Here is a 14,318-nt window from a genome sequence, read left to right as displayed (position 1 = left end):
GGAGTAAGATACGATGGCCAAGGCTAAATTTGAACGCACCAAGCCTCACTGCAACATCGGGACCATTGGTCACGTCGACCATGGCAAGACCTCGCTGACCGCGGCGATCACCAAGATCCTGGCCGAGACCGGCGGCGCCACCTTCACCGCCTACGACCAGATCGACAAGGCGCCGGAAGAGAAGGCCCGTGGCATCACCATCTCGACCGCCCACGTCGAGTACGAGACCACCAACCGCCACTACGCCCACGTGGACTGCCCCGGCCACGCCGACTATGTGAAGAACATGATCACCGGCGCGGCGCAGATGGACGGCGCCATCCTGGTGGTGTCGGCCGCCGACGGCCCCATGCCCCAGACCCGCGAGCACATCCTGCTGGCCCGTCAGGTGGGCGTGCCCGCCCTGGTGGTGTTCATGAACAAGTGCGACATGGTCGACGATCCCGAGCTGCTGGATCTGGTCGAGCTGGAAGTGCGCGAGCTGCTGTCGTCCTACGACTTCCCCGGCGACGACATTCCGATCGTCAAGGGCTCGGCCCTGTGCGCCCTGGAAGACAAGCAGCCGGAAATCGGCCGCGACGCCATCCTGAAGCTGATGGCCGAAGTCGATGCCTACATCCCGCAGCCGGAGCGTCCGAAGGACAAGCCGTTCCTGATGCCGATCGAGGACGTGTTCTCGATCTCGGGCCGCGGCACCGTGGTTACCGGCCGCGTCGAGCGTGGCGTGGTGAAGGTGGGCGAGGAAGTCGAGATCGTCGGCATCAAGCCGACCGTCAAGACCACCTGCACCGGCGTGGAAATGTTCCGCAAGCTGCTCGACCAGGGTGAGGCCGGCGACAACATCGGCGCCCTGCTGCGCGGCACCAAGCGCGAGGACGTGGAGCGCGGCCAGGTTCTGGCGGCTCCGGGCTCCATCACGCCGCACACCAAGTTCGAGGCCGAGGCCTACGTTCTGACCAAGGAAGAAGGCGGCCGTCACACTCCGTTCTTCACCAATTATCGTCCGCAGTTCTACTTCCGCACCACCGACGTCACCGGCGTCGTGGAGCTGCCGGAAGGCACCGAGATGGTGATGCCGGGCGACAACGTGAAGATGCACGTGACCCTGATCGCCCCCATCGCCATGGACCAGGGCCTGCGCTTCGCCATCCGCGAGGGCGGCCGTACCGTCGGCGCCGGCGTGGTCGCCAAGATCGTCGAGTAGTCTTTAAGACTCTTCGCCGAAACGAGACGCCCCCGGAGGGAAACCTCCGGGGGCGTCGTCGTTTCCGGCCGGAAAGCCGGCAGGCTGCCTCCCTCAACGCTCCTGGGGCAGGATGATGGCCAGAATCTCCACTGGCCGCTTGTGTCCGGCGGAAGCCAGGGCGGCGACATGGTCGCCGGGCGCGGCCGGAATACCGGCCAGCCGCAGCCGCTCGATCACCTCTTCCGTGCTGCTGCCGATCACCGGCGCCAGCTGGGAAATGGGCGCCCGCTCGGCCGCCCGCGCCAGACGGGCCGCCGGATTGGCCGACGGCTTGGGCGGAGCCAGGGCGATGAAGGCGGCGATGCCCAGGGCGGTGACACCGGCCATCACCTGCATGTGGCGCTGGCGCAGCATCTGGGCGAACGAGGCCCGGTGGCGCACGACGTGCAGGACCGCCACGGCGATGAACGCCATGCCCAGCCATTCATGGATGGTCTCCGCCGGTTCCTTGGCCAGATGGAAGAACAGGATCACCCCGGTGATGCCGACCACCACCGACAGGATGGCGGTGCCGGGAGTGGAGTAGCGGCGCAGCGCCGTCTCGAAGCAGGTCATGATGCCCTCTCGATCTCATGGACAGGAATAGGATGGAGGAGGGCGGTAACGCCCGTATGTCGGCTTCGTCGCGGGACTGTATGAAAGTGTAACGAGCCTTTCTCCTTCCCCTGGCGCCCCCGTCCTGCTATCCAATTCCCCTTTTCGGGCAGAGGGAAAAGAACGGGCATGACGCGCAAGCTGTTCGGCACCGACGGGATCAGGGGCACCGCCAACACCGACCCCATGACGGCCGAGATGGCCATGAAGCTGGGCATGGCCGCCGGAAGGCATTTCACGCGCGGCGACCATCGCCATGTGGTGGTGATCGGCAAGGACACCCGCCTGTCGGGCTATCTGATCGAACCGGCGCTGACGGCGGGCTTCATCTCGGTGGGCATGGACGTGGTGCTGCTGGGGCCGTTGCCCACTCCGGCGGTGGCCATGCTGACCCGCTCCATGCGCGCCGATCTGGGCGTGATGATCTCGGCGTCGCACAATCCCTATCAGGACAACGGCATCAAGCTGTTCGGCCCCGACGGCTTCAAGCTCTCCGACGAGGACGAGCTGACCATCGAAGCCTCCATGTTCAACGGCCTGGACTCCTACCGGGTGGGTTCCGACCATCTGGGTCGCGCCAAGCGCCTGGACGATGCCGCCGGGCGCTACATCGAATACGCCAAGTACACCTTCCCGCGCGGCCTGCGCCTGGACGGCCTGAAGATCGTGGTCGATTGCGCCAACGGCGCCGCCTACAAGGTGGCCCCCACCGTGCTGTGGGAACTGGGGGCCGAGGTGATACCGGTGGCGGTCAGTCCCGACGGCTTCAACATCAACCGGAATTGCGGCTCGCTGCACACCGGGACCATGCGCGAGCAGGTGGTGGCCCATGGCGCCCATCTGGGCATCGCGCTCGACGGCGACGCCGACCGGGTGGTGCTGTGCGACGAGCAGGGCCACATGATCGACGGCGACCAGCTGATGGCGCTGATCGGCGATCTCTGGCACCGTTCCGGCCAGCTGAAGGGGGGCGGCATCGTCGCCACCGTGATGTCCAACCTGGGCCTGGAACGCTTCCTCGGCCAGCGGGGCCTCAAGACCATCCGCACGGCGGTGGGCGACCGCTACGTGCTGGAGCACATGCGCCGCGAGGGCTTCAACGTGGGCGGCGAACAGTCGGGCCACATCATCCTGTCCGACCATTCCACCACCGGCGACGGCCTGGTGGCCGGGCTGCAGGTGCTGGCGGCGCTGGTCCAGTCGGGCAAGCCGGCCAGCGAGATGCTGCGGCTGTTCACGCCGCTGCCCCAGGTGCTGAAGAACGTGCGGGTGGCCAAGGGCTCGGTGGCCGAGGTGCTGGCCGCGCCTGCGGTCACGGGGGCCATCGCGGAGTCCGAGGCCAGGCTGGCCGGGCAGGGGCGCCTGCTGATCAGGAAGTCGGGGACCGAGCCGCTGATCCGGGTGATGGCCGAGGGCGAGGACGAGACCCTGGTCGAGGCCTCGGTCGATGCCATCGTGGACGCCATCCGCGGGGTGGCGGGCTGAGGGTATGAAAAAGGGGGCTTCTGCCCCCTTGTCCCGTTCCGGTCCCTAGGCCGCCGCCGTGGCGGCCTCGGGGGCGAAGCGCTCCACCACCCGGTGCATGGTCCGGGCGATGTCGGGGCACAGCCGGATCAGGCGTTCGGCCAGATCGCGGGCGCGGTCGGTGTCCACCGGGTGGCCGGCGGCCTCCGCCTCGAGAATCGCGGCAAGCTGATCGATCTCTTCCCATCTGTACTGCATGACGTGCCTCGTGGGATGTGTAACCATGCTTTCGTATAGGCGAATATACGCACCTGTATTGCGCCGCACAAGAGGGTGAACACCTGATTTCGCCTCTTGCGACAAAATGTCACCCAGATGCAGTGTGTAACGGTCATGTTAATTTTGTGTCAAAAGCATTAAATCTTTCGATTGCAACGGAGTCCGGTCATGCGTGGAAGGGTTCTGATCATCGCCGGCTCGGATTCGGGCGGCGGCGCCGGCATCCAGGCCGACATCAAGGCGGTGACCTGCCTGGGCGGATACGCCGCCACTGCCATTACCGCGCTGACCGCCCAGAACACCCACGGGGTGAGCGGCATTCACGAGGTGCCGCCGTCCTTCGTGCGGGCCCAGATGGAGGCGGTGCTGTCCGACATCGGCGCCGATTGCATCAAGACCGGCATGCTGGCCTCGGCCGCCATCGTCGAGGCGGTGGCCGAGGGGCTGGCGGCGCTGGCCCCCGAGGTGCCGCTGGTGCTCGACCCGGTGATGGTGGCCAAGGGCGGCGCCGCCCTGCTGGAGGGCAGCGCCGCCGGGGCGCTGGTGTCGCTGCTGGTGCCGCGCGCCCGCCTGCTCACCCCCAACATTCCCGAGGCCGAGGTGCTGCTGGGCCGTCCCATCGGCGGCGTGGACGGCCTGGAGCGCGCCGCGCTGGATCTGCTGGCTCTGGGACCCAAGGCGGTGCTGCTCAAGGGTGGGCATCTGGAGGGCGACGACCTGGTGGACGTCCTGGCCGATGGCGGGGGCGTGCGGCGCTATGCCGGGCGGCGCGTCAGAACCCGCTCGACCCATGGCACCGGCTGCACCCTGGCGTCGGCCATCGCCGCCGGGTTGGCCCGGGGCCTGCCTCTCGCCGAAGCGGTGGAGCGGGCCAGGGCCTATCTGGTCAAGGCCATCGAGACGGCACCCGGATTAGGGAGCGGCCACGGCCCCCTCAACCATGGGCATCCGCTGGGGGAATTCCCGCCAGGGTGCGGATGATGGAGCGGGTCAGCAGCTGAAAGTCCACCGGCTTGACCAGCTGGTCGTTCATGCCCGCCGCGATGCACAGCTCGCGGGCCGAGGCGAAGCCGTGGGCGGTGAGCCCGATGATGGGCAGTTCGTCGCGGCTCAGGTGGGCGCGGATGGCCCTGGTGGCGTCCAGGCCGCTCATCTGCGGCATCTCCATGTCCATCAGGATCAGGTCGGGGCGCCGGGCCGGGTCCAGGGCGCAGGGCACCACCTGGGCGCCGTTGTCCACCCGGATGACCTCGATGCCGTTCATGCCCAGGAATTCGGAATAGATCTCGGCCAGCTGGGGGTTGTCCTCGGCCAGCAGGACGCGGCGACCGGCCAGGGCGCGGAAGTCGGGGGAGGCGTAGGCCTCGGCCTCCTCGGCCGCCTGGGCATCCAGGGCGGGGGCGACCCCCAGCAGGGCCGAGAAGCGGAAGACGCTGCCGTGGTCCGGCCGGGACTCCACCGTGATCTCGCCCCCCATCATCTCCACCAGGGTGCGGCACACCGACAGGCCCAGCCCGGTGCCGCCATAGCGGCGGGTGGTGGTGCCGTCGCCCTGGGTGAAAGGCTCGAAGATGGCTTCCAGCCGGTCGGCGGGAATGCCGATGCCGGAATCCGCCACCTCGCATTCCAGCATCAGGCTGATGTCGTCGATGGGCAGGGTGCGGACGTTGACCCGCACGCTGCCCCGGCTGGTGAACTTGACGGCGTTGCCCACCAGATTGATGAGAATCTGCCCCAGGCGGAGGGCGTCGCCCACCAGCCGGGTGGGCGCGCCCTCGGCCCGGCGCAGCGACAGGGCCACGCCCTTCTCCTCGGCCAGGGGGCGGGTCAGATCCTCCACATGGCCCAGCATCTCGTCCAGGTCGAAGGGGGTCAGGTCCAGGGAATATTTGCCCGCCTCGATGCGCGAGATGTCCAGGATGTCATCGACGATGGCCAGCAGGTGGCGGGCGGCGCGGCCCACCTTGGGCAGCATGGCCCTGGCCCTGGCCAGGGTGGGCGCCATGCCGGCCAGTTGCACGAAGCCCAGGATCGAGGCGATGGGGGTGCGCAGTTCGTGGCTCATCACCGCCAGGAAGTCGGACTTGGCGCGGTTGGCGCTTTCGGCCTCGGCGGTGGCGCGGCGCAGGTCGCCGATCAGCCGTTCGTTCTCGAAGCTCAGCCGGATGGACTGGACCAGCACCCGCTCGGCCGCCCGGCACGACAGGGTCACCACCACCAGGAAGACGGCGGCCATCACCGCCAGGATGGTCATCATCCGCTCGCCCGACAGGGCGACGGGAATGATGAAGCCCAGGATGGTGGGCAGGGCGAAGGCCATCTGGCCGGGGAAATAGGCCGACAGGCTGGCCAGCGACGCCGCCGTCAGCCCGGTCAGGATCACCGCGATGAACAGGGCGAGGCCGGCGTGGTGGGGATCGAAGGCGGCCAGCCCGAAGATCAGCCACATGAAACCCGACAGGGCCAGATTGAAGGCCATGTAGGGTCCCCAGAAATCGGGCCGGAGGTCGCGGTCGGCCACCGTCCAGTAGAAACGCAGCATGGCGAGGCGCAGCGCCGTCACCGCCACGAAGGCCCCGGCCCACCACCAGACGTCCTCGCCCGCCACCGGGGCGGCACCCAGGGCGGCCAGCAGGGCGATGACGGCGCCGGTGATCGCGGTGAAGGGCAGGTTGCGGGCCAGGACGCGGATCTGCTCGGCCCGCACCCGGACGTCGATGGGGATGGTCTCAGCGTCCACGACCCTTGGCCTTGGTCGGCCTGGCCTTCGCCACCGGCGGAAACCAGTCGTGCAGGCGGACTTCGGCGGGGAAAACCGCTTCCCCCCGCCACCATGCCCGCGCCGCGTCGGGCCGGTCGATCACCGCCTTCAGGGCGGGAACGAAATCCACGCCGGGACAGTCGCGGCCCGCCATGTGCAGCGGATGGGCCAGACCGAACACCGCGCCGTCGAACACGTCCTTGGGCGGTTGCTGGAATTCGGGGCTGGGGGCGGGGCCGAACAGCGGCGCGTCCAGCTTGGCGAAGGTGGACATGCACCAGCGCACGTCCACCTGATAGACGCCCCGGCACTTCATGGGGCGGACGTCGTAGATGGCGCAGGCGTTGTCCACCAGGAAGACGCAGGGCCGACCGGAATTCCAGGCCTTCAGCCGTTCGATCAGCGAGGCGCCGTCCGGGCGGCGGCGCAGGGAATCGGCCACATGGAACACCTCGGTGACGGTGGCGCCCACCCGCTGGTGACAACACCAGCCGCAGCCCTTGGCGCAACCGGCGGGCGGGGTTCCCAGGGCGAAGGCCGGGGTGGCGCGTACCGACGCCCACAGCCTCTCGGCCTCGGCCTGGGCCTCGGCGACCGCCGCGACGACGGCATCCGGACCGCGGGGCATGGCGGCCCCCACCAGGGCCCGCGCCGCCTCGAACGCGGCGTCGCGCAACGGCGAGCCCGCCCCTCCAGACCTGGTGGAGGCCATGGCGCGAAGGGCGGCGGTGGCGTCGAAAAGGGTGTTCATCATCGTGGAGAATACCAAGGCCCGGCGGGGCGCGCCACCCACCGGCAAGGAATATGCACGGCGGCCAAATGCTTCATTGCGAAACCCCCTTCGCCCTCATACACTCCGCCCGGGCCACGGTCCCCCAACGGGCCGCGTCCCTTCTGCGAGGGAGGGTTATATTTATGAGCGACGTTTCCAAGCCGGCTGCCAAGCCCGCCAATCCCAATTTCTCTTCCGGCCCCTGCGCCAAGCGACCCGGTTGGACGGTCGATGCGCTGAAGGACACGCCGGTCGGCCGGTCGCACCGCGCCAAGATCGGCAAGACCAAGCTGGAAGAGCTGATCAACCGCACCCGTTCCGTGCTGGGCATTCCCGCCGATTACCGCATCGGCATCGTTCCCGCTTCCGATACCGGTGCCGTCGAGATGGCCATGTGGTCGCTTCTGGGCGCGCGCGGTATCGACGCGCTTGCCTGGGAAAGCTTCGGCGAGGGCTGGGTGACCGACATCACCAAGCAGCTGAAGATCGAGGACGTGCGCGTCTTCAAGGCGCCCTACGGCTCGCTGCCCAACCTCGCCGAGGTGGATTGCGACCGTGACGTGGTCTTCACCTGGAACGGCACCACCGGCGGCGTCCGCGTGCCCGACGGCGACTGGATCAAGGCCGACCGCAAGGGCCTGACCATCTGCGACGCCACCTCGGCCGTGTTCGCCATGGACATGCCCTGGGACAAGCTGGACGTGGTCACCTGGTCCTGGCAGAAGGTGCTGGGCGGCGAAGGCGCCCACGGCATGCTGGTGCTGTCTCCCCGCGCCGTCGAGCGCCTGGAGAGCTACAAGCCGGCCTGGCCGCTGCCCAAGATCTTCCGCATGACCAAGGGCGGCAAGCTGATCGAAGGCATCTTCAAGGGCGAGACCATCAACACGCCGTCGATGATCGCCGTGGAAGACCAGATCGACGCCCTGAAGTGGGCCGAGTCCATCGGCGGCCTCAAGGCCCTGATCGCCCGTTCGGAAGCCAACCTCAAGGCCGTGCAGTCCTGGCTGGACAAGTCCGACTGGGCCGCCAACCTGGCCGACGAGGCCAAGGTGCGCTCCTGCACCTCCATCTGCATGATCGTCAAGGCGCCGTTCTTCGCCAAGCTGTCCGCCGACGACCAGGCGGCGGCGGCCAAGAAGATCGTCACCCTGCTCGACAAGGAAGGGGTGGCCTACGACATCGGCGCCTATCGCGACGCGCCCGCCGGCCTTCGGGTCTGGGGCGGCGCCACGGTGGAAACCGCCGATATCGAGAAGCTCCTGCCCTGGCTGGACTGGGCCTTCGCCCAGGTCAAGGCCGAGTTCGAGCCCAAGGTCTCCTGATCCAATAATACCGTGAACCGGGCGCCGCTTTGCAAAAAGGCGGCGCCCGAACTCCATCTGAGGAAGCACCAATGCCCAAGGTTCTCATCAGCGACAAGTTGAGCCCCGCCGCCGTTCAGATCTTCAAGGATCGCGGCATCGAAACCGACGTGAAGACCGGCCTCGCTCCCGACGAGCTGAAGGCCATCATCGGCCAGTACGACGGCCTCGCCATCCGTTCCAACACCAAGGTCACCGCCGAGATCCTGGCCGCCGCCACCAACCTCAAGGTGGTCGGCCGCGCCGGCATCGGCGTCGACAACGTGGACGTGCCCGCCGCCACCGGCCGGGGCATCGTGGTGATGAACACCCCCTTCGGCAATTCCATCACCACCGCCGAGCACGCCATCGCCATGATGTTCGCCCTGGCCCGCGAAATCCCCGAGGCCAATGCCAGCACCCACGCCGGCAAGTGGGAGAAGAACCGCTTCATGGGCGTCGAGCTGACCGGCAAGGTGCTGGGCATCGTCGGCTGCGGCAATATCGGCGCCATCGTCGCCGACCGCGCCCAGGGCCTGCGCATGCGGGTCATCGCCTATGATCCCTTCCTGTCCCATGAGCGCGCCAAGGAGCTGAACGTCGAGAAGGTGGAACTGGACGAGCTGTTCCCCCGCGCCGATTTCATCACCCTGCACACGCCGCTGACCGACGCCACCCGCAACATCATCGACGCCAAGGCCATGGCCAAGATGAAGAAGGGCGTGCGCATCATCAATTGCGCCCGCGGCGGCCTGGTGGTCGAGGAAGACCTGCTGGCGGCCCTGGAATCCGGCCAGGTGGCCGGTGCCGCGCTGGACGTGTTCAAGACCGAGCCGGCCAAGGAAAACGCCCTGTTCGGCAATCCGAAGGTGGTCTGCACCCCGCATCTGGGCGCGTCGACCTCGGAAGCCCAGGAGAACGTCGCCCTGCAGGTGGCCGAGCAGATGGCCGATTACCTGCTGACCGGCGCCGTCACCAACGCGCTGAACATCCCGTCGGTGTCGGCCGAGGACGCGCCCAAGCTGAGGCCCTACATGACGCTGGCCAACCAGATCGGCAGCTTCGCCGGCCAGCTGACCGAGACCGGCATCAAGGACGTGAAGATCGAGTATCTCGGCCACGTCGCCACGCTCAACACCAAGCCGCTGACCGCCATGGTCCTCGAGGGCCTGCTGAAGCCCATGAACGAGGCGGTCAACATGGTCAACGCCCCGGTGGTGGCCAAGGAGCGCAACATCAAGGTGTCCGAGGTCAAGACCGAGACCGAGGGCGACTACCACACCCTGGTGCGCCTGACCGTCACCACCGACAAGCGCGAGCGCTCGGTGGCCGGCACCCTGTTCGGCGGCGACAAGGCCCGCGTGGTGGAGATCAAGGGCATCTCCATCGAGGCCGAGCTGGGCGCCAACATGCTCTACGTCACCAACCAGGACAAGCCGGGCTTCATCGGCGCGCTGGGCACGCTGCTGGGCGCCAACGGCGTCAACATCGCCACCTTCCACCTCGGCCGCGCCGAGGCGGGCGGCGACGCCATCCTGCTGACCCAGGTGGACCAGCCGGTGTCGCCCGAACTGCTGGAAAAGGTCCGGGCCCTGCCCCAGGTGGTGCAGGCCAAGTTCCTGACCTTCGCCTGACCGGCTTTCCGTCCGTCGCAAGGGCCGCGGTGGCGACACCGCGGCCCTTGTCGTTTGATCGCAATCGCTAAAGTTTCGTGACAAAAGGTCAGAATCATAATACCTAAGGCTCGACATCGACCTAGGGTCTTCTACGTAGGAAGTGTCCGAAGTAGGGGCGTTCTGGCAGGAGTGCGGAATGGCTTGGCTTTTCGGTGGCAATACGGCGGTTAAGGTGCACCCCCTGACCGAGGCTGTTTCCCGTGACGACGGTTCGATCGGCCGGCTGGCGGCCATCGACACCGCTATCGACCAACTGCTGGCAGGAAAATACCGGTCGGTGCCAGCCGGCAACTGCCCGACCACGTCGAAGATCAAGGCTCTGGCCGAGCAGTTGGAGGGCCAGGCCCGCTCCACCCTGAAGCTGGAAGTGGGTCTGTCGGTCAACGTCAACGAGGCGGTGACCAAGGCGGCGGGCATGATGCGCGATGTTAACGAGGTGGACCGGCGCTCGCAGACCATCGCCACCGCCGCCCAGCAGCTGGTGGCCAGCGTGGCGCAGATCGCCGCCACTTCGAGGGCGGCGGCCGAGGATGCCGGCTCGGCCCAGGAGGTGGCGACGGAAAGCCGCAGCGCCGCCGATCAGGCCATCGGCGCCATGCGCGCCATCGCAAGCGCGGTGCAGGCCGCCGCCGGCAAGGTGGATTCCCTGGCCCAGGCCTCGGTCCAGATCGGCGACATCGTTAATCAGATCGAGGACATCGCGTCGCAGACCAACCTGCTGGCGCTCAACGCCACGATCGAGGCAGCCCGGGCCGGCGAGGCCGGCAAGGGCTTCGCCGTGGTCGCCAACGAGGTCAAGAACCTCGCCAACCAGACGGCCCGCGCCACCGTGGACATCCGTTCGCGCATCGAGAACCTGCGGGTCGAGATGGGCGAGATCGTCCGCACCATGCAGGACGGCGCCAGCGCCGTCGAGCATGGCGAGGGGGTCATCAACACCACCAGCCAGGGCATGGGCCGGCTGGTGGACCAGGTTCACGGCGTCTCCATGAAGATGGCCGAGATCGCCGGCATCCTGAACCAGCAGACCGCCGCGTCCGCCGACGTGTCGGAAGGCGTCGGCGCCATCGCCACCCTGTCGGCCCGCAATGTCGCCACCATCTCCGACGTGGTCGACGAGATGGACATGGCGTCCAAGGGCATTCTTGCCTCGCTCAACGAGATGAGCGCCCTGGAGATCGAGGACTTCACCCTGCACGTGGCCAAGTCGGACCACATGCTGTGGCGCAAGCGCCTCGCCGACATGGTGGTGGGGCGCGAGGTGCTCAACCCCGACGAACTGGCCGACCATACCAGTTGCCGCCTGGGCAAGTGGTGTACATCGCTCACCGACGAGAGCATTCTCAGGCATCCCGCCTATGCCGCCCTGGAGGCTCCGCACCGCGAGGTGCATCGCCACGGCATCGATGCCGCCAGGGCGTTCCGCGGCGGCGACCTGGATGGGGCGCTGGCCGCCATCGAACGCGCCGCCCTCGCATCCGAGGGCGTGATGAAGTGCCTGAACGATCTGGGCGACCGGCGGCGGTTTTAAGCGGCCTGGAACCCGATTCCGTTTGCCCCGGGGGGCCAAACGCGATACATCGGCAGATGCCAGATAACCGGGCGGGCGTCCCTCGGACGCTCTTCCCTTGTTCCAGGTTGCGACACCAAGAGATGACCGAGACCGCCAATCGGGCCCTGCTGCCCGCCGGCCTGCGCGACATGCTGCCCCCCGACGCGGAGTTCGAAGCTTCCGTCGTCCACGGCCTGATGAGCATTTTCGCCCGTCACGGCTATGACCGGGTCAAGCCGCCGCTGATCGAGTTCGAGGAAAGCCTGCTGGACGGCGCCGGCGGCGGCACCTCGTCCCAGACCTTCCGGGTCATGGACCCCATGAGCCAGAAGATGATGGGACTGCGCGCCGACATGACGCCGCAGGTGGCCCGCATCGCCGCCACCCGTCTGGGCAGCCAGCCCCGGCCGCTGCGCCTCTCCTATGCCGGCCAGGTGTTGCGGGTCAAGGGCAGCCAGCTGCGCCCCGAGCGCCAGTTCGGCCAGGTGGGGATCGAGCTGATCGGATCGGATGCCGCGAGCGCCGATGCCGAGGTGCTGGTGATGACCGCCGAGGCCCTGGCCGATCTGGGGGTCTCCGGCGTCTCGGCTGATCTGGCCCTGCCCACCCTGGTTCCGGCGGTGTTCGCCGCCTATGGCATCACCGGCGAGGCCGCCGACCGCCTGCGCGCCGTCCTCGACCATAAGGACAGCGCCATGGTGGCCACCTTGGGCGGTGCCGCCGCGCCGCTGCTGCAATCCCTGATCGCCGCCGCCGGCCCCGCCGGGCGCGCTTTGGCCGAGCTTGGTGGACTGGATCTGCCGCCCGCCGCCGCCCGCGAGCGCGACCGGCTGGCCCGGGTGGTGGAACTGGTCGCCGCCGACCTGCCCACCCTGACGCTCACCATCGATCCGGTGGAGAACCGGGGCTTCGAGTACCATACCGGTCTCAGCTTCACCCTGTTCGCCCGCAATATCGGCGCCGAGCTGGGGCGCGGCGGTCGCTATCAGGGCGGTGGGGGCGAGCCCGCCACCGGCGCCACCCTGTTCATGGATTCGGTGCTCGCCGCGCTGCCCGGGCCGAAGCCGGCCAGGCGGCTGTTCGTTCCGGCGGGGACGCCCCGGGCCTGGGCCCAGGCGTTCCGCGCCCAGGGCTGGGTCACGGTCTCGGGGCTGGACCCCGTGGCCGATGAAGTGCTGGAAGCAAGGCGTCAGGGCTGTGGGCATCGCCTCGGCCCCGACGGTATCGTCGACGTGGAATTAGGTTAGGGGACGAGTGATGGCGAACGTGGCTGTGGTCGGCGCCCAGTGGGGCGACGAGGGCAAGGGCAAGGTCGTCGATTGGCTTTCCGAGCGCGCCGACGTGGTGGTGCGCTTCCAGGGAGGCCACAACGCCGGCCATACCCTGGTCATCAACGGCGTGACCTACAAGCTGTCGCTGCTGCCGTCGGGCGTGGTGCGCGGCAAGCTCTCCATCATCGGCAACGGCGTGGTGATCGATCCCTGGGCCCTGCTGGCCGAGATCGAGCGCATCCGCGCGCAAGGCATCGACGTCACCCCCGACGTGCTGAAGATCGCCGAGAACGCCTGCCTGATCCTGCCGCTGCACGCCCATCTGGACAAGGCGCGCGAAGAGGCCAGCGGCTCGGCCAAGATCGGCACCACCGGCCGCGGCATCGGCCCGGCCTACGAGGACCGGGTCGGCCGTCGCGCCATCCGCGTCTGCGACCTGGCCGACGAGAGCGTGCTGAAGGCCAAGATCGCCACCTTGCTGCGCCACCACAACGCCCTGCTGCGCGGCCTGGGCGCCGCCGAGGTGGACGGCGCCGAGCTGCTGGCCAAGCTGCTGGACGTGGCGCCCAAGATCCTGCCCTTCGCCGACGTGGTCTGGCAGCACCTGGACGAGGTGCGCCACACCAGGAAGCGCGTGCTGTTCGAGGGGGCGCAGGGCGCCATGCTCGACGTGGACCACGGCACCTATCCTTATGTCACCTCCTCCAACACCGTGTCGGGCAACGCCGGCACCGGATCGGGCGTCGGTCCGGGGCAGGTGGGCTACGTGCTGGGCATCTGCAAGGCCTACACCACCCGGGTGGGCGAGGGACCGTTCCCCACCGAGCTGTTCGACGAGATCGGCAAGAGCATCGGCGAGCGCGGCCACGAATTCGGCACCGTCACCGGCCGTCCGCGCCGTTGCGGCTGGTTCGACGCCGTCATGGTCCGCCAGGCGGTCAAGGTGGGCGGCATCACCGGCATCGCGCTGACCAAGCTGGACGTGCTGGACGGGTTCAAGGAACTGAAGATCTGCACCGGCTACAAGCTGGACGGCAAGGTGATCAACCACTTCCCGGCCTCCATGACCGGCCAGGCCAGCGTGGAGCCCATCTACGAGGTCATCGAGGGCTGGTCCGAGAGCACCCGCGGCGTGCGCTCGTGGAAGGACCTGCCCGCCACCGCCATCAAGTACATCCGCCGTATCGAGGAACTGATCGAGGCGCCGGTGGCGCTGCTGTCCACCAGCCCCGAGCGCGAGGACAGCATCCTGGTGCATGATCCCTTCGCCACCTGACGGCGCAGCGATCTGATTGTAGGACGGCCTTTCCGCCTTTAGACTGAGAAGCAGTCCGGTCCCGTCACGGGGACCGGCCCATGGAAG

The 14,318-nt window shown here is 68.1% G+C and carries 12 protein-coding genes; 8 read left to right on the top strand and 4 right to left on the bottom strand.

Annotated features, from left to right (window positions below; genetic code table 11):
• The first annotated feature begins 13 nt into the window (after positions 1-13).
• Complete coding sequence (gene tuf / locus ACV4UZ_RS06745; protein WP_491600138.1) at positions 14-1,204, top strand: elongation factor Tu; 1,191 nt, start codon at positions 14-16, stop codon at positions 1,202-1,204.
• Positions 1,205-1,297: 93 nt separating this feature from the next.
• Here tuf and ACV4UZ_RS06740 read toward each other — a convergent pair whose 3' ends face one another.
• On the bottom strand, positions 1,298-1,801 hold the full coding sequence (locus ACV4UZ_RS06740; RefSeq protein ID WP_491600137.1) for a DUF4405 domain-containing protein: 504 nt from the start codon (positions 1,799-1,801) through the stop codon (positions 1,298-1,300).
• A gap of 168 nt (positions 1,802-1,969) precedes the next feature.
• Here ACV4UZ_RS06740 and glmM point away from each other — a divergent pair, with 168 nt between their 5' ends.
• Positions 1,970-3,325, top strand: coding sequence for a phosphoglucosamine mutase (glmM, locus tag ACV4UZ_RS06735; RefSeq protein ID WP_491600136.1), 1,356 nt, complete (start codon positions 1,970-1,972; stop codon positions 3,323-3,325).
• Between the two features lie 45 nt (positions 3,326-3,370).
• On the opposite strand, the gene ACV4UZ_RS06730 is transcribed toward glmM, so the two are convergent.
• A complete protein-coding gene (locus ACV4UZ_RS06730; protein WP_491600135.1) occupies positions 3,371-3,562 on the bottom strand; it encodes a hypothetical protein in 192 nt (63 codons plus the stop codon).
• A gap of 189 nt (positions 3,563-3,751) precedes the next feature.
• On the opposite strand from ACV4UZ_RS06730, the gene thiD reads away from it, so the two are divergent.
• Positions 3,752-4,564, top strand: coding sequence for a bifunctional hydroxymethylpyrimidine kinase/phosphomethylpyrimidine kinase (gene thiD, locus ACV4UZ_RS06725; protein WP_491600134.1), 813 nt, complete (start codon positions 3,752-3,754; stop codon positions 4,562-4,564).
• Here thiD and ACV4UZ_RS06720 read toward each other — a convergent pair.
• Positions 4,518-6,323, bottom strand: a complete 1,806-nt coding sequence (locus tag ACV4UZ_RS06720) for an ATP-binding protein (protein ID WP_491600133.1) — start codon at positions 6,321-6,323, stop codon at positions 4,518-4,520. The two genes, thiD and ACV4UZ_RS06720, sit on opposite strands and share 47 nt — an antisense overlap.
• Positions 6,313-7,098 (bottom strand): YkgJ family cysteine cluster protein, encoded by a 786-nt coding sequence (locus tag ACV4UZ_RS06715; protein WP_491600132.1) that lies wholly within the window; start codon positions 7,096-7,098, stop codon positions 6,313-6,315. Before ACV4UZ_RS06715 ends, ACV4UZ_RS06720 begins: the two co-directional genes overlap by 11 nt.
• 161 nt (positions 7,099-7,259) lie before the next feature.
• Between ACV4UZ_RS06715 and ACV4UZ_RS06710 the strand changes: the two genes are divergently transcribed.
• The 5 genes from ACV4UZ_RS06710 (at position 7,260) to ACV4UZ_RS06690 (ending at position 14,231) form a co-directional block, all read left to right on the top strand.
• Positions 7,260-8,438, top strand: a complete 1,179-nt coding sequence (locus ACV4UZ_RS06710) for a phosphoserine transaminase (protein WP_491600131.1) — start codon at positions 7,260-7,262, stop codon at positions 8,436-8,438.
• 71 nt (positions 8,439-8,509) lie between these two features.
• The gene (serA, locus tag ACV4UZ_RS06705) at positions 8,510-10,090 is read left to right on the top strand and encodes a phosphoglycerate dehydrogenase (protein WP_491600130.1); all 1,581 of its coding nucleotides are present in this window, start codon (positions 8,510-8,512) and stop codon (positions 10,088-10,090) included.
• A 178-nt stretch (positions 10,091-10,268) separates the two neighbouring features.
• Complete coding sequence (locus ACV4UZ_RS06700) at positions 10,269-11,663, top strand: methyl-accepting chemotaxis protein (RefSeq protein WP_491600129.1); 1,395 nt, start codon at positions 10,269-10,271, stop codon at positions 11,661-11,663.
• A gap of 122 nt (positions 11,664-11,785) precedes the next feature.
• A complete protein-coding gene (locus ACV4UZ_RS06695; protein WP_491600128.1) occupies positions 11,786-12,931 on the top strand; it encodes an ATP phosphoribosyltransferase regulatory subunit in 1,146 nt (381 codons plus the stop codon).
• A gap of 10 nt (positions 12,932-12,941) precedes the next feature.
• Positions 12,942-14,231 (top strand): adenylosuccinate synthase, encoded by a 1,290-nt coding sequence (locus tag ACV4UZ_RS06690; protein ID WP_491600127.1) that lies wholly within the window; start codon positions 12,942-12,944, stop codon positions 14,229-14,231.
• Positions 14,232-14,318: the final 87 nt, after the last annotated feature.

It is taken from the genome of Paramagnetospirillum sp. (genome assembly GCF_058402745.1).
Note: the sequence above shows the minus strand (reverse complement) of the source record. Positions and strands in the feature narration are given on the sequence as shown.

Bases quoted from the DNA above. Each gene is read 5' to 3' on its own strand.
- tuf (WP_491600138.1), top strand. From the start codon at position 14: ATGGCCAAGGCTAAATTTGAACGCACCAAGCCTCACTGCAACATCGGG.
- ACV4UZ_RS06740 (WP_491600137.1), bottom strand. From the start codon at position 1,801: ATGACCTGCTTCGAGACGGCGCTGCGCCGCTACTCCACTCCCGGCACC.
- glmM (WP_491600136.1), top strand. From the start codon at position 1,970: ATGACGCGCAAGCTGTTCGGCACCGACGGGATCAGGGGCACCGCCAAC.
- ACV4UZ_RS06730 (WP_491600135.1), bottom strand. From the start codon at position 3,562: ATGCAGTACAGATGGGAAGAGATCGATCAGCTTGCCGCGATTCTCGAG.
- thiD (WP_491600134.1), top strand. From the start codon at position 3,752: ATGCGTGGAAGGGTTCTGATCATCGCCGGCTCGGATTCGGGCGGCGGC.
- ACV4UZ_RS06715 (WP_491600132.1), bottom strand. From the start codon at position 7,098: ATGATGAACACCCTTTTCGACGCCACCGCCGCCCTTCGCGCCATGGCC.
- ACV4UZ_RS06710 (WP_491600131.1), top strand. From the start codon at position 7,260: ATGAGCGACGTTTCCAAGCCGGCTGCCAAGCCCGCCAATCCCAATTTC.
- serA (WP_491600130.1), top strand. From the start codon at position 8,510: ATGCCCAAGGTTCTCATCAGCGACAAGTTGAGCCCCGCCGCCGTTCAG.
- ACV4UZ_RS06700 (WP_491600129.1), top strand. From the start codon at position 10,269: ATGGCTTGGCTTTTCGGTGGCAATACGGCGGTTAAGGTGCACCCCCTG.
- ACV4UZ_RS06695 (WP_491600128.1), top strand. From the start codon at position 11,786: ATGACCGAGACCGCCAATCGGGCCCTGCTGCCCGCCGGCCTGCGCGAC.
- ACV4UZ_RS06690 (WP_491600127.1), top strand. From the start codon at position 12,942: ATGGCGAACGTGGCTGTGGTCGGCGCCCAGTGGGGCGACGAGGGCAAG.